The sequence below is a fragment of the Nesterenkonia rhizosphaerae genome (genome assembly GCF_039544555.1).
Classification (GTDB): domain Bacteria; phylum Actinomycetota; class Actinomycetes; order Actinomycetales; family Micrococcaceae; genus Nesterenkonia; species Nesterenkonia rhizosphaerae.
The window spans coordinates 1,047,554-1,066,323 of record NZ_BAABLW010000007.1 but is presented as its reverse complement, the minus strand read 5'-3'; the positions used below and the strand labels follow the sequence as shown (position 1 = coordinate 1,066,323).

The 18,770-nt window shown below is 60.8% G+C and carries 25 protein-coding genes and 1 pseudogene; 5 read left to right on the top strand and 21 right to left on the bottom strand.

Annotation, left to right across the window (positions count from 1 at the left end; translation table 11 throughout):
- Positions 1-48 precede the first annotated feature (48 nt).
- Positions 49-1,263 carry a hypothetical protein gene (locus ABEA23_RS10630; protein ID WP_345477981.1) on the bottom strand — a complete coding sequence of 405 codons (1,215 nt, stop codon included), beginning with the start codon at positions 1,261-1,263 and terminating at the stop codon, positions 49-51.
- A gap of 65 nt (positions 1,264-1,328) precedes the next feature.
- Between ABEA23_RS10630 and ABEA23_RS10625 the strand changes: the two genes are divergently transcribed.
- A complete protein-coding gene (locus ABEA23_RS10625; protein ID WP_345477980.1) occupies positions 1,329-1,520 on the top strand; it encodes a helix-turn-helix domain-containing protein in 192 nt (63 codons plus the stop codon).
- A gap of 6 nt (positions 1,521-1,526) precedes the next feature.
- Positions 1,527-1,976, top strand: a complete 450-nt coding sequence (locus ABEA23_RS10620; RefSeq protein ID WP_345477979.1) for a hypothetical protein — start codon at positions 1,527-1,529, stop codon at positions 1,974-1,976.
- A 91-nt stretch (positions 1,977-2,067) separates the two neighbouring features.
- Here ABEA23_RS10620 and ABEA23_RS10615 read toward each other — a convergent pair whose 3' ends face one another.
- The 16 genes and pseudogenes from ABEA23_RS10615 to orn all read right to left on the bottom strand — a co-directional run bounded on the left by ABEA23_RS10615 (position 2,068) and on the right by orn (position 12,224).
- Positions 2,068-3,411 carry a leucine-rich repeat domain-containing protein gene (locus ABEA23_RS10615; RefSeq protein ID WP_345477978.1) on the bottom strand — a complete coding sequence of 448 codons (1,344 nt, stop codon included), beginning with the start codon at positions 3,409-3,411 and terminating at the stop codon, positions 2,068-2,070.
- Between the two features lie 136 nt (positions 3,412-3,547).
- Entirely contained in the window at positions 3,548-3,907 is a 360-nt protein-coding gene (locus tag ABEA23_RS10610; RefSeq protein ID WP_345477977.1) for a hypothetical protein, read from the bottom strand.
- A gap of 62 nt (positions 3,908-3,969) precedes the next feature.
- A complete protein-coding gene (locus tag ABEA23_RS10605; RefSeq protein WP_345477976.1) occupies positions 3,970-4,140 on the bottom strand; it encodes a hypothetical protein in 171 nt (56 codons plus the stop codon).
- Positions 4,137-4,625, bottom strand: a complete 489-nt coding sequence (locus ABEA23_RS10600; protein WP_345477975.1) for a DUF2493 domain-containing protein — start codon at positions 4,623-4,625, stop codon at positions 4,137-4,139. The genes ABEA23_RS10605 and ABEA23_RS10600 overlap by 4 nt, the downstream gene beginning before the upstream one ends.
- A gap of 197 nt (positions 4,626-4,822) precedes the next feature.
- Complete coding sequence (locus tag ABEA23_RS10595) at positions 4,823-5,167, bottom strand: hypothetical protein (protein ID WP_345477974.1); 345 nt, start codon at positions 5,165-5,167, stop codon at positions 4,823-4,825.
- A 213-nt stretch (positions 5,168-5,380) separates the two neighbouring features.
- On the bottom strand, positions 5,381-5,704 hold the full coding sequence (locus tag ABEA23_RS10590; protein WP_345477973.1) for a hypothetical protein: 324 nt from the start codon (positions 5,702-5,704) through the stop codon (positions 5,381-5,383).
- A gap of 140 nt (positions 5,705-5,844) precedes the next feature.
- Positions 5,845-6,135, bottom strand: a complete 291-nt coding sequence (locus tag ABEA23_RS10585; RefSeq protein ID WP_345477972.1) for a hypothetical protein — start codon at positions 6,133-6,135, stop codon at positions 5,845-5,847.
- A 367-nt stretch (positions 6,136-6,502) separates the two neighbouring features.
- Positions 6,503-6,745, bottom strand: a complete 243-nt coding sequence (locus tag ABEA23_RS10580; protein ID WP_345477971.1) for a hypothetical protein — start codon at positions 6,743-6,745, stop codon at positions 6,503-6,505.
- A gap of 18 nt (positions 6,746-6,763) precedes the next feature.
- Positions 6,764-6,919: pseudogene (locus tag ABEA23_RS14270) on the bottom strand (zinc finger domain-containing protein); the annotation flags it as partial.
- A gap of 35 nt (positions 6,920-6,954) precedes the next feature.
- Complete coding sequence (locus ABEA23_RS10575) at positions 6,955-7,602, bottom strand: TraX family protein (protein WP_345477970.1); 648 nt, start codon at positions 7,600-7,602, stop codon at positions 6,955-6,957.
- A complete protein-coding gene (locus tag ABEA23_RS10570) occupies positions 7,602-7,994 on the bottom strand; it encodes a hypothetical protein (RefSeq protein WP_345477969.1) in 393 nt (130 codons plus the stop codon). Before ABEA23_RS10570 ends, ABEA23_RS10575 begins: the two co-directional genes overlap by 1 nt.
- Complete coding sequence (locus ABEA23_RS10565; RefSeq protein ID WP_345477968.1) at positions 7,994-8,329, bottom strand: hypothetical protein; 336 nt, start codon at positions 8,327-8,329, stop codon at positions 7,994-7,996. Before ABEA23_RS10565 ends, ABEA23_RS10570 begins: the two co-directional genes overlap by 1 nt.
- A gap of 48 nt (positions 8,330-8,377) precedes the next feature.
- Positions 8,378-10,570 (bottom strand): RNA ligase, encoded by a 2,193-nt coding sequence (locus tag ABEA23_RS10560; protein ID WP_345477967.1) that lies wholly within the window; start codon positions 10,568-10,570, stop codon positions 8,378-8,380.
- A 63-nt stretch (positions 10,571-10,633) separates the two neighbouring features.
- Positions 10,634-11,191, bottom strand: coding sequence for a hypothetical protein (locus tag ABEA23_RS10555; protein WP_345477966.1), 558 nt, complete (start codon positions 11,189-11,191; stop codon positions 10,634-10,636).
- Between the two features lie 8 nt (positions 11,192-11,199).
- Entirely contained in the window at positions 11,200-11,514 is a 315-nt protein-coding gene (locus ABEA23_RS10550; RefSeq protein ID WP_345477965.1) for a hypothetical protein, read from the bottom strand.
- A gap of 38 nt (positions 11,515-11,552) precedes the next feature.
- On the bottom strand, positions 11,553-12,224 hold the full coding sequence (orn, locus tag ABEA23_RS10545) for an oligoribonuclease (protein WP_345477964.1): 672 nt from the start codon (positions 12,222-12,224) through the stop codon (positions 11,553-11,555).
- A 138-nt stretch (positions 12,225-12,362) separates the two neighbouring features.
- Between orn and ABEA23_RS10540 the strand changes: the two genes are divergently transcribed.
- From ABEA23_RS10540 to ABEA23_RS10530, 3 genes are read left to right on the top strand one after another with little or no spacing between them, the layout of a single operon-like run.
- The gene (locus ABEA23_RS10540; protein WP_345477963.1) at positions 12,363-13,202 is read left to right on the top strand and encodes a metal-dependent hydrolase; all 840 of its coding nucleotides are present in this window, start codon (positions 12,363-12,365) and stop codon (positions 13,200-13,202) included.
- A 55-nt stretch (positions 13,203-13,257) separates the two neighbouring features.
- Positions 13,258-13,608, top strand: a complete 351-nt coding sequence (locus ABEA23_RS10535) for a WhiB family transcriptional regulator (protein WP_345477962.1) — start codon at positions 13,258-13,260, stop codon at positions 13,606-13,608.
- Positions 13,609-13,631: 23 nt separating this feature from the next.
- Positions 13,632-14,945 carry a site-specific DNA-methyltransferase gene (locus ABEA23_RS10530; RefSeq protein ID WP_345477961.1) on the top strand — a complete coding sequence of 438 codons (1,314 nt, stop codon included), beginning with the start codon at positions 13,632-13,634 and terminating at the stop codon, positions 14,943-14,945.
- Here ABEA23_RS10530 and ABEA23_RS10525 read toward each other — a convergent pair.
- The 4 genes from ABEA23_RS10525 to ABEA23_RS10515 are packed head-to-tail and all read right to left on the bottom strand — an operon-like array spanning position 14,939 to position 18,757.
- The gene (locus tag ABEA23_RS10525; RefSeq protein WP_345477960.1) at positions 14,939-15,307 is read right to left on the bottom strand and encodes a hypothetical protein; all 369 of its coding nucleotides are present in this window, start codon (positions 15,305-15,307) and stop codon (positions 14,939-14,941) included. The genes ABEA23_RS10530 and ABEA23_RS10525 overlap by 7 nt on opposite strands.
- A 4-nt stretch (positions 15,308-15,311) precedes the next feature.
- A complete protein-coding gene (locus tag ABEA23_RS10520) occupies positions 15,312-16,970 on the bottom strand; it encodes a hypothetical protein (protein WP_345477959.1) in 1,659 nt (552 codons plus the stop codon).
- 21 nt (positions 16,971-16,991) lie between these two features.
- On the bottom strand, positions 16,992-18,314 hold the full coding sequence (locus ABEA23_RS14265) for an RCC1 domain-containing protein (RefSeq protein ID WP_425577168.1): 1,323 nt from the start codon (positions 18,312-18,314) through the stop codon (positions 16,992-16,994).
- 26 nt (positions 18,315-18,340) lie between these two features.
- A complete protein-coding gene (locus ABEA23_RS10515) occupies positions 18,341-18,757 on the bottom strand; it encodes a hypothetical protein (protein WP_345477958.1) in 417 nt (138 codons plus the stop codon).
- Positions 18,758-18,770 lie beyond the last annotated feature (13 nt).

Genomic DNA, 18,770 nt, shown 5'->3' with positions numbered 1-18,770 from the left:
CAGTGAGCGTTGACGGTGTCTCAGCGCTCACTGCGGCCGCGTGGTGGACTATGCCGCTTGCTCTAGCCCGGGCAGCGGGATGTTCTCGGCGGTGGGCCTGGACCAGGATCCGCTTCCGCTGGCTGAGCGGTAGAGCCACTCCGCGGCCTCTGCGTTGGTCTCGAAGTCGGGAGCGTCGTCAGCAGAATCTCGTAGTTCGCTGTCCGGGTGAATTGCCCAGTGGTAATCCCCATGGTCGTACTCGTATCGGTAGATGGAGCCGATTCTGCCGCGCTTGGGATCGTGAACGTCCTGGACCAGCGCGGTGTTCTCCTCTGCCGCGGCGGAGCTGTAGTTGGGGTTTGCGCCGTAGTGCCGTGGCCCCAGGTCGAAGGGCGATTCGCGGCCCTTGTCGTCTGTGAGGGGCCGTGTGCCGGTCCAGTCATCCTCGCCGTCGATGCGCAGGCGGTACCGGGCACCTGGGCTGACCCCGCCGGCGTCGGTGACGACCTGCGGGATGTCGAAGGTAACTCGCCCGTCCGGGTCTTTGGTGATGGTGGTGAGTTCGCTACTGAGGGGGATGGTGTAGGTGCCGCCGTCCTGGTCTGCTACTTCGATCTCGTTGTCCCACACATTGGAGATTGTTCCGTAGCTCTCCATTGGGACCGGGGTGTCACTGTCCTGGTTCTGGAAGCGGTCGAACTCCACGAAGTAGCCGACCTTGCCGAATTGGCGCATCGCATCGACGGCGGTGATTTCCTGCCCAGTGGCAGGCTCCCGAGGTTCCCACCGGTTGTAGTAGCGCTCGTTCCCCTGGTGGTAGACGAGGAATCCTGAGTTGCGCCCTACTGTGAGCACGCGCTCAACGTCGATCTTGTCGATGTCCACCTGCTCGTTGTCCGCAGTGAAGACTCCGGCCTCCAGGCGCTCATCGTTGAGTGCATCGGCAATCTCCTGGGCGCTGACACCTTCGTCGCTCAGTGCTCTGTGCGCCCTGCCTAACACCTCCGTAATGAACACCATCGTTGGACGCGGCTGGCTCCACGGCAACACCCCATTGCTGTCGCAGTAGATCTTCACATCCTCCCGGGTCTGTACATCAAAACCGGTATCCACCACAGCGGAGAGCTGCCGTGGAGCCCCGTCAAGGCCCCAGAGATTCACCGGCGGTTCAGCATCCAGCACAACAGCAGACTCCCCTGCCGTACTGCCGCCCCTCTTCGCCTGCGAGGTTCCCTTGATTTTGTGCTGGTTGGTGCCGCGCCCGCCGCCAGTTTTGCTCATGCTGGTGACTGTGGCCGGGGTTCCCCTCTCCGAATCGGAGAGTCTCTTCTGTTTAGACTCGTCTCATGCGCAAGTTCTTCACTCTTCCTGAGGTCGCTGAGCAGCTGAACATCTCCATGTCCCAAATGAGGGCGCTCATCAAAAGCGGCGACATCGAGGGCATCCAGATCGGCGGACGTGGACAGTGGCGGGTCGAGGAGGCCAAGCTCGATGAGTACATCAAGCGGATGTATGACCAGCAGAAGCGCGAGGGCTAAACCGTCATGGCACTGACCCCAACCTGGGAGAGCACAGACCTGCCCATCCTGGAAGCCGCGATCATCCTCTTGGAATCAGGGCGGCCCGGGATGCCCATCCAGCTCGATGAGTTGCTACCCGCCGTGGAGTTCGATGAGGACATCGTGGCACGTTCTCTCCAGAAGCTCAGTCATGAGCACCTGGAGATCCAGCGAATCGACTATAGCGCCGGCACCAGCGGTTTCATCATCCGCGGCGTCACTCCCAAGGGACTTCGCGCAGCAGGTGTCTGGCCCAGTGAGAACGCCGCAGCCGGTGCCTTCTTGAAAGCACTGGATGAGCAGATTGAGGAAGCCCCCGAAGGGTCCTCCAAACACAACGCCTTGAAGACTATTCGTGACTCTGCCGGTCGCATCACCGAGGGCACACTCACTGCTCTCTTCTCAGCTGCGGTGAAGGCCGGTACCGGACTCTGAGCACACAGCGAAGGCCCCACTGCTTCAGCCTGCAATCGGCTGAGAACAGCAGGGCCTTCGTTCCGCTTGCGGTGACCTTAGGACTTCGCCCCTATTCGCGTCGAATCTCGATCTCAGCACCTGCGGGGAAGGTCGCCTGGTAATCGTCTTCCACATACTGTGTGTGTGCGGAAATCAACACGTGCCCCAGGGGATTCTCTGCGAACGCTCTGCCTCCAATCTCAACGACTGAGCTGGGGATCACGACTGAGGTGAGGTTGTTCTCGATGAAGGCCTGCATCCCAACGCTGGTCACACCCTCGGGGATTGTCACACTCGTGAGCTGATTCCTACCGAAGGCCCCCATGCCAATGCTGGTCACGTTCTCAGGGATCGTGACTGAGGTGAGGTCGTTGCCGATGAAGGCCTGTATGCCAATGCTGGTCACCGAGTCAGGGATATTCAGGTTGGTGAGCTTGTTGTTGCTGAAGGCCTGTCCCTCAATGCTGGTCACGCTCTCAGGGATCACCACACTCGTGAGGTTGTTCCTCATGAAGGCGGCATACCCTACCTCTGTCATACCTTCAGGGAGCGTCACACTGGTGAGCTTGTTGTTGCTGAAGGCCTGCATCCCCATGCGGGTCACGCTCTCAGGGATCACTACTGAGGTGAGGTCATTGCCGTTGAAAGCCATCATCTCAATGCTGGTCACCGAGTCAGGGATCGTCAGGCTGGTGAGTTGTTTGTTCGAGAATGCCGACATTCCTACACCAGTGACAGCTACACCATCAATCTCGGCGGGGATCACCACATCCTTCGGCCCCTCATCGCTGTATCCGGTGATCATGCCGTTAAAGGGGTTGAGCGTAAAATACCGCGCATCAGTGGGGACAGGAGCTTCACCTGGAACTTGCTGCTGGGCGTTGAAGGTCCACACTGACTCCAGTGAAGCGTCCTGGCTGATCGCTGCGGTTGCGGAGGCGGTGAAGGTGAACTCCACCACATCACCGGGCTCGATCTCAAGTAGCGCCTCCGGTGTCCCCCAGTTCTCCGGGTCCAGGGTCAGATCGTCATTGGAGAACTCCCAGGTGAAGCTATCGTCGAATCCCTCACCGACTTCGCGTGTCTGAGCTACCAGGGCCGGAACCTCGGTCCTTTCGCTAAGGCGCAAGCTCACTGGAGCCGAGTGGGTGTCCCCTGGTCCCCACAGGATCTCGTCGAAAACCGTGTCCAGTCCGAGCCCTACGGCGTTGCTAGTGGAGCCTTTCACCCAGGTGTCACCACCGTCGACGCTGATCTCCAGCCCGAAGGTGCCGCCTTCGAAAGTGTTCCCGATTGCTTGGGTGTCCTGCCAGTAAGCCAGGCTCAGTATCGAGCCCAGCCCCAGAGCTGCGGTAACACCAATGACAGCTGCTTTCTTACGCCGCGAGTCTTTGACGGGGTGATTCTCAGTCAACGATCTGCCTTTCATACCGGCACGGTCGTGCCTGAGGGTCAGAGGTAAGGTTCCGGCTCTTACTCCCATGTGCAGATGAATCGTAAGTTTGTGCAGGCCCGCTGGACCGGCGCCCCTGAGAGTGCTGCTGGGGGCGCTACTGGTGTCGGTTCGGTGCTTCACCATGGATGATCGCCAGGCGCACTCTGAGTTCGGCCTCGGTTGCTCGTTCTCTTTGCTCTGGGGACATCTGGATGCTCCCGCGGCGCGCCCTGACCATGGCGAGATAGCCTTCGGGGGTGGTGCCTGCAGTCCACTGTTTGTAAGCGTCGTCGAGGCCGAATCCGTCGAGGGAGAGCATTCCGTCCAGGCGGTGCGGCAGGCCATCACTGCCGGTGTCGGAGGAGAATCCTGACTCGTTCAGGAGCTGGCTGGTGCGATCGGCCCAGATGAGCCATACGCGCTCGTCGTCGCCGACGTGAGTCTCGTGCTTCCAGGCGGTGAGGTGGTCCGACATGAGCGTGGCCTTTCGTGAGTGCGAATGTCTCAGCTCCCACTGCGGCCGCGCGTTTCCGGCGCTTAGGCGCTGTACTCCTCCACGGCCCGGTCCCGGTTCTGACGCAGCGTGCCTGAGATCTGCTTAGCGACCTTCTTCGTCTTGCTGTCCGTGCAGCGCCAGCACCCGCAAAGATTGATCTTCTCCGGGCGGCGCTGGTGTCCACCTCGCTGGTCCCGGTCGTCGCGGCTCACGGTTTCAGCTCCAGGGTGATGAGTGCGCGATCCTCCCGTGACACATCTGGGAACCAGTCCCAGTAGAGCTTCTGGGCGGAGTTTCCGAGGGCCTCCATGGCAGAGTCGGCGATGACAAAGGTGACGATGCCCTGCTGCTGCGCCCTGTTGGCACAGTGGTACGTCCCGCGGCTCGTGGTTGCCTTCGCCCCGAAGTCGCCCACAGGGAAGGCGAGGCAGACGTCTGCACCAGGCTTGATCATGGCGCAGTTGCGAATGAGACCGGCCTGCTTGCCGTGGGTGTCCCAGTCGGCAGGGTGAACCTCTTCGATCAGCGCTGAATAGTCCTGGGCGATGCGACCAGCGATGCGGTCTGCGCCCCGGGCTCCCCCGTGGACGATGGTGGCTTCTTCTGTTTCCAGGAGGTCCAGGATTGTGGCGATAGCCTGCTCCATCAGGAGACGGTCATTGAACTCTCTGCTGCCGGTGATCAGGATCCGTGTCATGAGTAGCTGTCGCCTTCTGGGTAGTGCTGGGGACAGTAGGTTTCGGTGGCTCCGGGACGGGCTGCCCACCCTTCGTCGTTGGTGACTTCCCCGTAGTCAGCCTTCCCTCCGCCGGGGATTGGTTCATGAACGATGATGGCTGTGCATCCCGTCTTGTGGTCGCACTGAGCGACCCAACGTTGAACGAGCGGCACTGGTCATGCCTCATCCGTCACGTCTGAGCCTGTATCCGTGCTCGTACCGTTGTTCTTGGCTAAGGGTTCGTCCCAGCAGTCGAAGCCGTCCTCTTCCAGTTCGGCATGGATTTCAGCGAACGCTGCGGTGAAGCTCTCGATGTCATCGCCATCAAATTCGGACACCATGTTCTCCTGGTAGAGGCAGATGCTGTCCTCGCTCACGTCGCCCCACACTGCGGCTCCCGTATCGGTCTTCACAATGAAGTTCATGTCCTGGCCCGGGTCGTGGCGTACTGAGAATCCAGCCTTCTGCAGTGCCTCCACTGTGGCGTTGCTTTCCTCCGGGGCGAGTTCTACGGTGCGCATTTGGGGTTCTCCATCTCGTTGAAGGGCTCTTCTGCGTGTCACTGCGGCCGCACTGATCAGTCCACACCACAGTGGCGCGTGCCGCCATCGCACTGGTCATGCTGCCGTGCCTCCTTTAGGAACCCCAGGGTCTGGAGGATGAACGCTGATGAGTCGCAGAACTCCTCAGCGTTCTGGGGTGATTGGTCTAGCCGACGAGCTAGCCCCCGGGGCCTAATCCCAGTCGGACCAGCCGTGGTCGGGGCCTATCACTTGGAGTGTCGCGGTGTAGGCGATCTCCCCTGGTGGTGCGAAGCGGTTGACTTCGGTGAACGACAGCCGAGCCTCATGGGTGTTGCCGAACTCGTCTGTTGCGGCCACCGGCGTGTCACCTTGTGTGGGAGTGATGACGAACCGTTGGTCGTGTGCCGCTGGACTGAGGCTGGCGAGGTTGTAGTGCGTGAGCAGATCTCGGTAAGCCTGGTCTCGGTCGAGCCGGTTGTCCCCCAGAAGATAAGAACCACTGGCCACCAGCGCGAGAGCTGAGGTGAGGAACATGAGAGTGGCTACTCCTCTGAGCGGTGGGTCAAAGCAGAGCAAGCTAATAATGACAGCTGCTGCCGGAAGGAGTACTAGAGCACCGAACACGACAATGAGGGTCGGGTCTATCTGGGATGCGACGTGAACATTGACCATGCTCAGCTCAATCCGCCCTGGAGCAGGTGTTTGCGCACAGGCACCCCCAGGATCTCGTTGGGGACTCCGTAGAGCAGTCGCCGCATGGAGCAGGCCAGTATCAACTCAGTGATTTGCTGGCTCTCCGCATAGCGCCCCAGCTGCCTGATCACATCAGCGCGGCTGCCTTTGATCTTGACCTCAATACCTACGGTGCCGATGAGGAAGTCGATGCGGTCCCGCCGGGAAAGGCGGTACTCCCTGGTGTGATCGATGCCAGCGGAGGTCAGTGCCTCGCTGATGGTTGACTGCACGTGGCTTTCTGAGAGTCCCGCGATTCGGTGTGCGCTCAGGGCTGTCAGGATCTGGTCAGTACTGGCCGGCCTAGGCAGTGCGTCAGACTCTGAATTGGCATGACCGCTCACCAGTTGAACCGCCTCGCGTTCTGAGACTTGCGTTGCTTTCGCGGGGGACGTCGATGAGACTGATAATCTCCGAGGTTCTCTCCCTTGTGCATGCTTGTCAGATGCCAACCAGAGCATTCAGTGCAGTAATAACTGCGCACCGGCTTGCGGTGAGGTGATACGTCTCGGTCGTAGATCTCCTCGATTCGGCGCTCCGCCAGGTGTTGCTCCTTGAACCGGGCTTTTCCCGTGGGGCAGCTCATCTTTGCGTGACGCATTACACGCCTCCCCAGAGTGGACCTTTGACGGTCCGGTGGTCGAGGTCGCTGAGGTGCTCAAGATAGTCGATGAAGACAACCTGGGAGTGATAGAGGTTCCGTGACAGATCGGCTTCCCCGTTGAGCCGGGCGAGCACCGTGATCTTCTCATTGTCCAGCCAGTAGGGCTTGGCCACCACCAGTTCCCCGGGTGTGAACTCCTCGTCGTGGAGTACCTCATAGACGGCGCGTCCACTGCGCATTAGGGACCCCACTGCGTCCCATCGGACACGGTGGGCAGAGACTTCCCTGCCACTTGGAGTCACGCAGCGCTCCCGCCGTGAAGCTCTACACCAGGGACACTTCACCGACAGGATGATGGGGACTCGGCGGTCCTCATGGCGTGGGAACAGCGGGGTGTCGAGTACTCGCGTCATAGGAACTACTGCGGCCGCATCAAGAGCCACCGGCATCAGTCAGCGGCAGGAGCACGGCCAGGTGCAGCGGGTAGACCCAGTAGAAGGTGCTTTGGCAGTGTCAGGCTCCCGGTGTGCCTGGCCAACAGTAGGACCAACGGCAAAGCAAGGGCTGCGAAGTACTGCGTCGGCGCGAAGAGCAGGACGGTGCTGAGGCAGGTGAGCAGGCAGGCGGCTGCGCACAGCAGCAGCGGGCGGCGGTAGAGCCAGTAGATGATCATGATGAGCAGGAGTCCGTATGCGCCGTATTCCACGGCAAAGCTGCCGAGGAAGGCCACCGGTATGACTACCAGCGGCACCACCCCGGGGCGACCCAGCGCGCTGAGCGCACAAAGGCCCAGGGCCAGGGTGAACAGGATGTTCAGTTGGTGTCCGTACTCGAAAAGAAGGTAGTAGGGCACCTGGGCGAAGACTGCGAAAACCAGGAGCCTCACCAGATACCGGCGGCGAGATGAGGTGTGCTGAAATCCGGTCACCAACAGATAGGCAAAGGCCGGGAACGCGAAGCGTCCCACGATGCGCAGTGCATCGATGTCGTAGACGAACCCGACGTGATCCAGAATCATCGTGATCACCGCGGTGAGTTTTAGCAGCATCATGGGTTGGCTGCGCCGCTGACCCAGAACCACGTCGAGGGGCTTCATCAGCGGACCCAGCGATCCTTAGGCACTGCGTTGAGGATCTGGTGCGCCTCATCAGGGTCAGCAGTCTTCAGTGCGGCACCGTAAAGCTTGTCGAACTCGTATTCCACCTCTGACCACGGGCGCACGGGCTGATCCGGATCGGGGAAGACCACCAACGGCACCATGAAGCGTCCTAGTTCGAGTCGATCGATGCCGGGGACGACGACCATGTAGTGGCGAGGAATGTTGGCGGCGCGAGCTATCTGCCTGACCCGTGGGCTACTTCCGCCCCAGGAGAAGATGTCCAGGCGGGTGACCGCTCCGTTGTCCCGGGCCATGCCGATGAAACCATTCCGGTGATCTGGGTGGAAGCCGTACCTGGCTCCCAGTGCTCGTGCGCGTTTCTCTGACATCAGTGTTCCTCCGTCGTTTCGGGGTCTTCAGCGCGCCAGATCAAGATGAGGGGTGTCTCGCGGAGGATGTCCGCGTTCTGCGCGTATCCTTCATGGTCGGTTGACACCCAGCGGTCACGACTCCACTTCTTGAACACCTCCTCGTTACCGGCGATCACTACAGATTTCTCAGGCAGCTCATCGAGTTCCTGGGAGGTATGAATTACTCGCTCTCGCTCGGCGTATCGGCAGCCTTGGAGGAAGGCGTGACGCGTGTGAGCCTCCACCCCGCTCAGCAGGACTGTCGTCTCATCGTCCGGCCAGCGCTCATGGGCCACTTCAGCATTGGTCTGCATGGAACTCCTTCTTGATCTCGTTGGCCGTAATCCTGAGTCGCTGACTGCCTAGAGGTCCGCGTCCTCGACAATGTCGGGGATACGAAGAGCCATCTGCCCCGAGGGGGTCTTCTCCAGGTAGTCAGGAAGGTCATCCCAGACGCCGGATTCGCGTAAGACCGACTCTTCTGCGGTGAACCGGCTGCCTAGGGTCTCGCCTGTGCCGGTGGCTACGCGCAACAGTGCAGAGCGCATTGACTTGATTCGGAGGTAATGCTGGGACTTCACTTTGGTCCAGCGCCCGGCAGCGTCGGTGAATACCGCTCCCTCATCTTTAGACTCCATGAAGTGGTCCAACCAGAACGCCAGCTCATCGCGATTCTCTGCCCTCTGCGCTAGTGACTGCGCACCCCAGCCGACGATCCCTTCAATGGCGTGCAAGGCTTCGGCATTAGCCAGCCGGAACTGCAGGTCGTTGACAATGGCATCCAGGAAGTGAACGCCTTCGGACTCCGCCACGATGTGCGGATCGTTGTTAAGCACAACTTCGAAAGTCAGCGAGACATTGAGCTGGGTGAGCAGTCGCGCCAGATCCTGGCGGAGGTGGGGTTCATAGAACCATTCGAAGGCCTTCTGCCCTGCCTTGGCGTAGGGGGTGGGTCCTCCCTTGGTGTAATAGACCAGCTTCCCGTCGACGGCTGCGACGATCATAAGGAAGCCGTTGACCTTCGACTTCACCAGGACCGGATATTCGAACTCCTCCAAGACCTGCTCACGAGTGAAGCCATTGCGTTCACCAAGGTTGAAGAACTTCTCATATCCGCGCGCCACGACCTTGTCCCCGCGCATGAACAGGCCTCGGGCCGACGTGGAGAGCTTGTCCCAGCGGCCACGCCGGAAAGCATCGCGAGTGAAGTTGTAGGCGGTGATTCCGTTGCCCAGATCTTTGGCGTGAATGTCAGGGTGGGCCGCCAACTCTTCGGAGAGGTTTCGAGCCTTAGGCTCTTCTGCCCGATGTTCGTCTGCACGCTCGGTGTAGCGACGGACAGTGATGTTCCCAGTGCGGTCGATGACTGCCAAGGCCAGGTGACCGCCCTCTTCCACTCCCTGCTCCAGGTTGTAGATTCCGGGAACCGTATCCTCGGGTAGCCGCTCATCATCGAATCCACCGTTTCGGTGCCCGTGCAGCTGCGTCACTTCGCTGTCGTCTCCAGCCAGAAACTCTCCCACGTGCTCGTAGGTGCTGCGCTTGCGGTAGGTTCGTCCACGATCAGAGATGCCATGGATGAAGAAGTGGTCGGGCATCAAATGCAGGTCCCGTGCGCCCTCAACCGTGCGGCGGTCTACTCCACCGTGGCAGGCGAAGAAGCGTTTCCCCGCGAAACGGAATCGCAGGAAGGGCCGCGTGCTGTTCAGCAGTTCCAAGATGTCACTGTCACTGAAGCCTTTGGCGTGGATGTCCTCTCGGGACTTCAAAGTGTCCTTGGAGAAGGTGGCGTCTTGGAGAATGGCACAACGCATATTCGTCTCATGGTTCCCCTCAATGAAGAAGACTGCGTCGCCATAGTGGCCGAGCTCCTGACGAACATGCTGAAACACTCGTGCCGCGTCAGGACCTCGATCAAAGAGGTCTCCTAGGAAGACCCACGCGATGGGTCCGCCGTCACTCAGTTCCCGCTCTGTGGCCTGTTTCAGTGCGTCGGCGCAGGAGTGGATGTCTCCAATGACGACGACGCGGTTGAATCCGTTGAGGTCTACCCACTCAGTGCGAGCAACGATCTCCGCGTGGAGCTGATCTCTGCTGATCTCACGGACATCTGGGTGAAGGTTCCTCTCCCTTCCCACCGCTGCGAAGTCCAGCAAGAGGGCTTCCTCTATGCGTTTGTTCCCCCGGGTGCGGTTTCTGCGCAGAAGCTCTTCGTCAGTGATGTCGCCTTGAACATCAACGAGAAGCACCTCGTACTGGTACTTCTCGGCAAGCCGCACCCAGTCCGCTTGGTCCTTCACGCGCAGGTTCATGTTGTCGACGACCACGCTCATGCCAAGAGCCATGCGCTCCTCAGCGGCTCCCAACGCGGCCTGGACGGATTTCTTCTGAGCCCCAGTGGAGAGCACCAGGGAGGTGTCACCGTCGAGTGTCGGGATCGCAGGTGCGTGGAGTTCACGAAAACTATCGAATGAGACCACTAACGGCTGATAGTCCTTGACCAGGGTGGTCTTTCCGCAGCCCTGCGCGCCGCGCAGGAGGATGAGCTTACGCATTGTCCGGCCTTTCAAGTCTCTGGTTCCTGACCGGCGACAGGCCGAGTCGTGGGGTGTTGCTGGTTACTGCGGCCGCGTGGAGTTTCGGTACTCGGCTAGAGATTCCAGCCAGACTTCGGCAGTCATGCACAGCACCGGTTGGGATGAACCCTGGGCGAGCAGCCCGGCACGGTTGATGCGCGGATAGGGGCGATAACCCTTCGGGCCGGTGTCGTCGGTTATCCAGGCCACGAGGTCGCTGATTCGGGCGAAAGTCGCCTTCGGCTCCACTGTTGGTGCCGGAACCGCGTCAGGGGGTGTGGTGAAGATCCACTGGACGCTGCCCTCCCGTGCTCTAGGGACAGGCACCATGCCCACTCCTAGAGGCTTGTTGGCGTAGGAAGCCTGAGTTTGAGAGGTGTAGGCCGATTCCCGCACCGCGGCTCCCAGATTGGCGTAGGCCTTCACCTGCACAGCGACATCCGTATAGAGGTGCAGGTCGCCGCCGTCGTCCTTCCGTCCTGCCCCCAGTAAGCGTCCGGGCGTGGCCACATCGATGAGTTCAGCCCCTGGTTGGGCTTGAAGGAACCGGATGGCTTTCCACTCGAAGCGGTCGCCTTTGGCTTTCTGCCGGTTGGGCATGGTGCTCCTTAATACTGGCGGGCCGCAGCGATCCAGGCGGCCACGTGGAGTCGAATCCATGTGGCCAGGCTGCTGGCACTGCCGTCGAAATCAATGCGATAGGTGTCGGTCTTTTGGCCTTCGTTGGCAGTGACGAGCACGTCGTCTCCCCTGTAGTCGACGCTGAACGTCAGCGTGGTGCTGATGCCGTTGCCGACTACACCCTGAGGCAGGGTGAAAGACACTGTGTCGTCCTCGATCTCGGGGGTCGAGTCGAAGATTCCGTAGCCGTCGAGGAAGGTCCGGGTGAACCGGATGATGTCGGAGATTGCGGCGCGCTCCATGACAGGAGCCTGGGTGACGGAGCCTGGACGCATCGGTGTCACAGCACCTCCAGGAACTGCTCTCGCAGGGCCGCGGCGCGACCGATAGAGGCCATTACGTCGTCGACGGCCCGGTGTGTGGAGGATGCTGAGCTGGCTGCGGTGTTCACCGGGGGCAGGTTCAAGCGCGCGGTGAACTCGTTGACAGCTGAGATGTCGTAGGTGCGGTGTGAGCAGAGCTTGCGCGAGTCGGGGAAGTTCTCAGTCAGCACGCGCAGGTCAAATGAACCCACGGAGGACCCTGCTACCACGGCTCCCTTGTACTCGTAGGTCGTCTCAGGGGCCTGATCCTTCGGTGGAAAGTATGCGCTGATGAGTTCTGCCAGGGCAGCGTCGGCTTCCTCCAGGGTTCGCTGGGAGGTGGCGACCTCATCCAGCAGACCGTTGGCGGTGTGCATCTTACGCACGTAGGAGTTCAGGGACTCCAGGACGTGCGGCTCCGCGCCCAGCACCATGCTCAGCGGCTCACTAATGATGTTCAGGTCTTTATCCGTGACTACTGCTGCTACTTCCAGCAGGTGCACCTGATCACCGAAGTCGTAAAGCCCGGTGGTCTCGAAGTCGAGCCAGAGCAGGCGGCGGAAGGGATCGTCGTGGTCTGTTCGGGGCTGGTACTGCAGCATCTGCGCTGCATAGTCCTCGATGGCATGAGTGGGGTTGCTGTGGTTCATGAGGCTTACTGCGGCCGCAATACAGCCCATGGATTATTTGCAGCTGCTCATCCTCTTAGCCCTGGTCCTGTTACCGGCGGCTGACCAGTTCCGGCACAACTACAAGCTGATGCGGGAGCTGGAGGGTGAGCAGCGATGATGGGGGCTCACCATGCGGCCTCCGGAGCCGCCGCGTGGGTTGTCATTGCATCCGACTATGAGATCCCCACCGGGGAGCTGGGCAATGCCTACTCCTGGATGCCCGAGGCGCTGCCGATCGGCTTGGGGCTGATAGATGCTGGCCACACGGGTGTCCTCGTGGGTGCCATTGTCTGCGCCGGCGGGGCGATGCTTGCCGATGCGGATCATCACAACGCCTCCATTGCCCACTCCCTGCCGCCGGTCTCGCGGTGGATCTGCAACGGTATTGGGACCATATCCGGGGGGCACCGAAACGGTACGCACTCGATTCTTGGTGTCGCCGTCTTTGCTCTGATCGCGTGGGCGCTCTCACTGCTGGTCTTCGACATCAACGGAGTCTCTCTGCATGTGGGGGCCGGTGTTTTCTCCATCCTGCTGGCGTCCTTCGCCATCAAGGTGCTGAAGTTCTTACCGGCTTCGGCCCGCCGCTCGCACTGGGCCGTTGCCGTGCCCATAGGGGCCATGGTTACCCTCCTGGCCCCGGATCAGAACGCTTGGTTCCTCTGGGCCGTCGCTATCGGGGTGACCATTCACATCCTCGGCGACATGCTCACCACCGGCGGGGTCAACTGGCTCTGGCCCCTGACCATCAAGCCTCCGGCTTCGGTGCAAAAGACTCCAGTGCTGAACCGAATGTGGATGCGCAATGGTCGGCAGGCGCTGCCGATTCTTGGGAACACCGGTTCTGTCGCCGAGTGGGCGCTCTCCATCCCCATTTCCATCATCGCCGTGGTCGGCATGTGCCTGGCTATCACCGGGGCTGCCAGCGAGGGCTGGGCCATGCTTCTAGCCGCTTAGCCCTTACCGGCCACAGTCATCATCACCACACACCACCGTCGCAAGGACCATACCGTTGACTATCACCGTAGTTTCGCCCGAACAGTTTGAACGCCAGAGGCTCCAGCATTTTATGGATGAAATCGTCGGCCAGGACGACCCTAAAGAGCCTTGGTGGACTCTGGCACTTTGCTCACAGACCGACCCAGAGCTGTTCTTCCCTGATCGCGGAGAGACCGCGAGATCGGCGATCCGGGTCTGCGCCTCGTGCCCGGTTCAAAGGGAATGCCTCGTGAAGGCGATGGCGGAGGAGGCCGAACGCACCGGTGAGCGCCGGTTCGGCATACGTGGCGGTATTCCGCCCCGAACGCGTGAAGCAATCGCCGCTGGTTCCCTCAGCATCGACGATGCGCTGGCTGGTGCGTAACGCGCCCGGCCACAGGCATGAGTATGACCACACTTCAGGACACACCAGTACTCGCAGTCGGCACCCGGGGCGCCAGCGGAACCCACACAGCTCTCAAGGGCGATAATCTCGCACACCTCCAGCAGCTCATAGAGCAGGGGCAGCGATACGACTTCGTGCTACTGGATCCGCCGTATAACACTGGCACCAATCGCTCCACCTACCTCAATGTCTTCGATGGTGAGCAGTGGGCCACCGATTTCGGACGCCGTGTAGAAGCCTCCTGGGCGTTAATGGGTGACGATGCGGTCATGCTGGTCACCATTGACGAACGTTCGCTTCACCCGACGCTGAAGGTCTTGGAAACGCACCTGCCGCCACATCATCAGCAGATTGTCACCGTCCGTCACTCTCCAGCCGGCCAGGCGCAGCGTGGGTTCCGGCGCACCTGTGAGTACCTGATATTCGTTCACAAGGGTGCCATGGCACCGAAGCCCCGAACGCTGGGACCATGGTGGAACATCATTAAGGAGGGTTCGCGCTCATCTGCGGGCAAGATCCGATGGAACTCGCTGCTGAAAACAGGACAGAATCACACTCCGGCCTCATCCCCTGGTTGCTTCTACGCTCTTCGCACTGATGGTGCGGGGCGGATCGTGGCGGTGGGAGATGCCGAGGACTGGCAGAACCTCAGCGATGATTCCACGCTCATCTACCCGGTCCGCACCGATGGGAGCCTGGGGCGATGGAGGGTCGGCGTTGAGCGGGCACGATATCTCCATTCACGGGGGCTTCTACGTCTGGGGCGCAGCGGTACTGTGAGCTACGCATGCTCCGGTTTAGTGGACCTCATTGACCGTGGCGATGTGAAGATTGTCAGCTATGACGACAAAGGCGCAGCAGTGCTGGCTGATCAGCGGAACCTGGATGAGCTCACCGCGCTGCCGGGAACGCTCTGGGATGCGAAGTCTCACAGCTATTCCACATACGGCTCCTGGCTGCTGAAAAAGATGGTGCCTGGGCTGAGCTTCTCTCATCCGAAGAGCCTCTACGCCATGGAGGATGCGCTGGCGTTCTATCTGGCTGATCTTCCCCAGGCGAGGATCCTTGATGTCTACGCTGGCTCCGGCACTCTGGCGCACGCCGCTATGCTTCTCAATGCCTCAGATCAGGGGTCGCGGTCCACAACCAGCATCACGCTCGACGATGGCAGCTTCGATGTCCTCACAGCGCGCCTGACGGCAGCGTTGACAGGCACAGATCGCCTGGGTCAAGCCGTCGAGGGGGCTTACATGTACCCGGATCGCGGGCTCATCTCTTCTGGCCTCGTGGGCACGCTTCAACTAGAGCCTCAGTAGTCAGACTTAGGCTGCCGGCGCATGGGGCCATCGCCTGAGCTGGTGTTGCGGAATCCGTACCCGTGGTACCAAGCCCGCAACACCAGCTCAGGCGTTCCAAAGCAGCTATCGGGCTGAAGCTCTAGGACCCACGAGCGCCTGTCTGCAGTCTGGCAGAGCAGTGGCATCGCCGCAGAACCCGCGCCTTGCCGACGCATCTCTGCCGGGACGCTGATGCTCTCTAGTACGACAAGAGTCTGATTCCCCTGCCGGTACTCCCGGAGTTTCATCTCGGCATTGGTGCGCTGTGCGATGGCTTTCTCCAGCTCACAGACCACGGTCCGGGCTTTGATGTCTCGCACGCGCCGTGGTCCAGCTCTCAACGAGCTAGTCCTTAGTGCTGAAGGTCTTGTCGAAGAATGCGAACAGCTTGGCTTTCAGCTCGGGGTTGCCGGTGTAGGGGGCGTAGTCGTTGTTGCTGAATTTCGAGGGGTTCACTAGCCGGTTGTTGATGCCGAGCTTCTCTACTGCATACACTTCGAATCCACGCGCCAGCTGCTCTGTGGGGGTGTCGTAGTAGGCACGTTTCTTCGGGTCGGGCTCTCTCAGTGCGTGGCTGTACTCCTGGCTGATGTCGGCGAAATCTGCCGAGAGGCTTGCGTTGCCCTTGGCGACCAAGTCGTAGTAGTGCCCCATCTCGTGGATGTAGGCCTCGGAGGTGCGCACATCGACGGCGACCGTGTTGTGGGACGCTGAGAAGAGTCCGTTGGCACGGTGTTTGCCGAGCTTGCGGATCCGCAGATCGGGTCGCCGATCGGCAGGGATTGGTGGCATCTTCTCCGCAATCTCTTCGATGGCCGCTTCGAAGTCTGCGTACTCTTCAGGGTCCACGTCGTTGTCGATCTCCACTTTGGCGAACAATCCGCCGTTGGCGGCAGCGAGGCTGGTCTCGGCCATCATCTGCTGGTGGGCCTTGTCCGGGTGCTTCTTGTCGTCGAATACGCCAGCGATCTTGCCGGACTGCTCCCGAAGGTGCTTGCGCTGGGCGATGAAATTGCGGCCCTGCAGCTGGGCGTCCTGCAGGTCGGTGAGAGTCGCGATGCTGGCGAGCTGGGCAGCGTTGAAGCTCTCGTGGTTGAGTTCGTGGCGCTTGGCATAGACCTCGTTCACGATGGTTCCAGCCGACTGGAGGTCATCGATGCGCTGCTGGTAAGCATCGTGGCTGTAGCCCCCCGGATAGTCATCGGGGTAATCCCCCGTGCCGAAGTGGTAATGCGGGTGCATAGCAGTGCGCCCCAGCGGATTGTTCCCGCTGAGGCTGGCGATGCGTGAGGCACCGACGAGACTGCGTACGTCCACCTGGGTGACCTGCTGGTGTTTGCCGATGGGGTCGCGCCCGCCAGGGAGAGTGAATGTCTTCATTCCGGCGGTGGAGTGGTCTGAGACCATCAGCCACCGCTCCTCGCGGTAACCGTTCTCAGTGGTGTTCTCCAGCTTCGCCAGCCAGCCGCGGGTGGCGTTTGCGCCAGTGAAGCGCAGCAGCTTCGCGTCCTTCACTGGGTGAACCTCAGTGACGTGGTCCAGCTCGTGGATGAGTTCTTCGACCTTCTCCGCGCTGATGCGATTGTCCTCCGGTGTGCTCACGTTGTGGCACAGTCGGCCAGTCAGTGAGCGGTGGTCGAAGTAGTGGCCCTTCCGGGGGTTCTGCCGAATTATCTCGGCCAGCTCCGCCGGTGTCTTGCCGCCCAAGAACTTGCCGGCCAGGTCAGCGTTGTAGAAACGGTTCGGTACCCCCGTGAAGGTGGCTTCGAAGGCTTCCTCCTGGGCCTGGAAGTCTCTGATGAAGCTGTACCGCACCTGCTCCTCTGGCTCCGGTGCCGGTGCTTCAGTGGGTGCGGTCTCTAAGCCCCAGAGATCTGTGATGTCATCTTCCAGCGTGGCCAACGCGACGTTGGACTCCCCTACCGTGGAAGCCCCAGACGTGACGCGAGAGGTCCCCCGGATCTTGTGCTGGTTCGTTCCAATGCCGCCACCTGTTTTGCTCATGGTGGTGACTGTGGCCGGGGATCAAGGGGTCAAGACTGCGACTGGCCGGGGCTGATTGGTTGTGCGTCCGTTGCCGAGCTTGCCAGACCCGCCGGCGCCCCAGCAGTATGCCTGGCCCTCAGCAACACCACAGGTGTGTTCAAAAACCGCAGAGACTGAAGTAACCGTCTTGCCCGCCAGTACGCCGCTGGTGTCGACAGCGACCGGAACAGTCGAATTACCTGTGCCGCCATTTCCAAGCCGACCCGCATCACCCTGACCCCAGCAGTAAGCCTGGCCACCAGCAACAGCACAGGTATGGTGGCCGCCTGCAGAGACTGAAGCGACCGTCTTGTTCGCCAGTACGCCGCTGGTGTCGACAGCGACCGGAACGGTCGAATCACGAGTGTCGCCATTTCCAAGCCGACCTCTACCTCCAAAACCCCAGCAGTAAGCCTGGCCGCCAGCAACAGCACAGGCATGGCTACTGCCTGCAGAGACTGAGGTGACCGTCTTGCCCGCCAGTACGCCGCTGGTGTCGACAGCGACTGGGACGCGCTGGCTCATTGTACTTCCGTTGCCGAGCTGACCGGCGGTTCCATATCCCCAGCAGTAGGGCTGGCCGTCAGCCAGGGCACAAGTATAGGTACCCCCACCAGCGATCGAAGTAACGGTCTTTCCAGCAAGGGCGCCGCTGGCGTCCACTGCAACTGGGGCAGTCTGATTCGTTCCACTCCCATCGCCGAGCTGACCGTTGGTCCCGGAGCCCCAGCAGTAGGCCTGGCCGTCAGCAATCGCACAGGTATGACTACCGCCCGCAGCGATCGAAGTAACGGTCTTTCCAGCAAGGGCGCCGCTGAAATCCACAGCAACTGGAACAGTCTGATTCGTTCTACTCCCATCGCCGAGCTGACCGCGAATCCCGTCACCCCAGCAGTAAACTTGACCGTCTGCTAGAGCGCAGGTATGCCTACCGCCGGCAGCTATCGAAGTAACAGTCCTGCCGGCCAGGGGGCCGTGGGTGTCGACAGGGACCGGAACGGTCTGATCGGTGGTGCTACCGTTACCCAGCGCACCAAAGTACCCATACCCCCAGCAGTAGACCTGAACGTCCGCGATAGCACACGTGTGGCTGTCGCCCGTGGAGACCTGTTCCCAGGCGAAGACGTCCTCCCATGTTGTAAAGGAGGCGCTAGCCTGGGCTTGTTCGTTCCATGTGGCTTGTGTGGGTGTGCTGCTGGTGCCGATGACTGTGATGGCGGCGAGTACAGCGAGGAAGCGTCTGAGGGGCTGCCGCCGTACTCGGCGGTCAACGGTTGTCGCTGCGGTGGTGGGGTTCTGGTGTGGCACACGGATCGTTCCCATGTGCATGCAAGTTCGCCGGCAGCGGGTTAATGCTCGTGATCGTGTCCGTGACCAGCGTGCTCCATGAGGTGCGAAATGGCGGCAGAGTCGTGGACGATGAGCGTGTCAGGGTCAATGATCCAGCGGTTTTCGTGGTGCAACTGGTGTGTGCCGAGTTCGTGGCCGTCGTCATCTAACAGAAGGACTTCGGCATAGCTGCCGCTGTCGTCGATGAGTTCAACATCAAACTCCACTCCAGATGCTTCAATGACTTCACCCAGCCTGGCTGAAGCGGCGAGGAGCGCTTCGACCTGTTCGTCGTCGAGGTTCTCTGTGTCTACGAGGTCCAAGATTGGCTCATAGTCATCGCGTATTTGTGCCCAGGACTCGCCCCGCTCGTGCCCGAGCTGGCTATAGAAGCTGGCCACGGCCTGTTCGGGGGTGCTGTTACTGCAGCTAGTCATCATCGCTCCCAAT

What these genes read in the sequence shown, in the direction of transcription:
- ABEA23_RS10520 (WP_345477959.1), bottom strand. Translation starts at nt 16,970, where the DNA reads ATGAGCAAAACAGGTGGCGGCATTGGAACGAACCAGCACAAGATCCGG.
- ABEA23_RS10595 (WP_345477974.1), bottom strand. Translation starts at nt 5,167, where the DNA reads ATGCGCACCGTAGAACTCGCCCCGGAGGAAAGCAACGCCACAGTGGAG.
- ABEA23_RS10530 (WP_345477961.1), top strand. Translation starts at nt 13,632, where the DNA reads ATGACCACACTTCAGGACACACCAGTACTCGCAGTCGGCACCCGGGGC.
- orn (WP_345477964.1), bottom strand. Translation starts at nt 12,224, where the DNA reads ATGAACCACAGCAACCCCACTCATGCCATCGAGGACTATGCAGCGCAG.
- ABEA23_RS10575 (WP_345477970.1), bottom strand. Translation starts at nt 7,602, where the DNA reads ATGAAGCCCCTCGACGTGGTTCTGGGTCAGCGGCGCAGCCAACCCATG.
- ABEA23_RS10515 (WP_345477958.1), bottom strand. Translation starts at nt 18,757, where the DNA reads ATGACTAGCTGCAGTAACAGCACCCCCGAACAGGCCGTGGCCAGCTTC.
- ABEA23_RS10630 (WP_345477981.1), bottom strand. Translation starts at nt 1,263, where the DNA reads ATGAGCAAAACTGGCGGCGGGCGCGGCACCAACCAGCACAAAATCAAG.
- ABEA23_RS10540 (WP_345477963.1), top strand. Translation starts at nt 12,363, where the DNA reads ATGGGGGCTCACCATGCGGCCTCCGGAGCCGCCGCGTGGGTTGTCATT.
- ABEA23_RS14265 (WP_425577168.1), bottom strand. Translation starts at nt 18,314, where the DNA reads ATGGGAACGATCCGTGTGCCACACCAGAACCCCACCACCGCAGCGACA.
- ABEA23_RS10580 (WP_345477971.1), bottom strand. Translation starts at nt 6,745, where the DNA reads ATGCGCAGTGGACGCGCCGTCTATGAGGTACTCCACGACGAGGAGTTC.
- ABEA23_RS10620 (WP_345477979.1), top strand. Translation starts at nt 1,527, where the DNA reads ATGGCACTGACCCCAACCTGGGAGAGCACAGACCTGCCCATCCTGGAA.
- ABEA23_RS10590 (WP_345477973.1), bottom strand. Translation starts at nt 5,704, where the DNA reads ATGTTCCTCACCTCAGCTCTCGCGCTGGTGGCCAGTGGTTCTTATCTT.
- ABEA23_RS10555 (WP_345477966.1), bottom strand. Translation starts at nt 11,191, where the DNA reads ATGCCCAACCGGCAGAAAGCCAAAGGCGACCGCTTCGAGTGGAAAGCC.
- ABEA23_RS10550 (WP_345477965.1), bottom strand. Translation starts at nt 11,514, where the DNA reads ATGGAGCGCGCCGCAATCTCCGACATCATCCGGTTCACCCGGACCTTC.
- ABEA23_RS10600 (WP_345477975.1), bottom strand. Translation starts at nt 4,625, where the DNA reads ATGACACGGATCCTGATCACCGGCAGCAGAGAGTTCAATGACCGTCTC.
- ABEA23_RS10560 (WP_345477967.1), bottom strand. Translation starts at nt 10,570, where the DNA reads ATGCGTAAGCTCATCCTCCTGCGCGGCGCGCAGGGCTGCGGAAAGACC.
- ABEA23_RS10565 (WP_345477968.1), bottom strand. Translation starts at nt 8,329, where the DNA reads ATGCAGACCAATGCTGAAGTGGCCCATGAGCGCTGGCCGGACGATGAG.
- ABEA23_RS10625 (WP_345477980.1), top strand. Translation starts at nt 1,329, where the DNA reads ATGCGCAAGTTCTTCACTCTTCCTGAGGTCGCTGAGCAGCTGAACATC.
- ABEA23_RS10610 (WP_345477977.1), bottom strand. Translation starts at nt 3,907, where the DNA reads ATGTCGGACCACCTCACCGCCTGGAAGCACGAGACTCACGTCGGCGAC.
- ABEA23_RS10570 (WP_345477969.1), bottom strand. Translation starts at nt 7,994, where the DNA reads ATGTCAGAGAAACGCGCACGAGCACTGGGAGCCAGGTACGGCTTCCAC.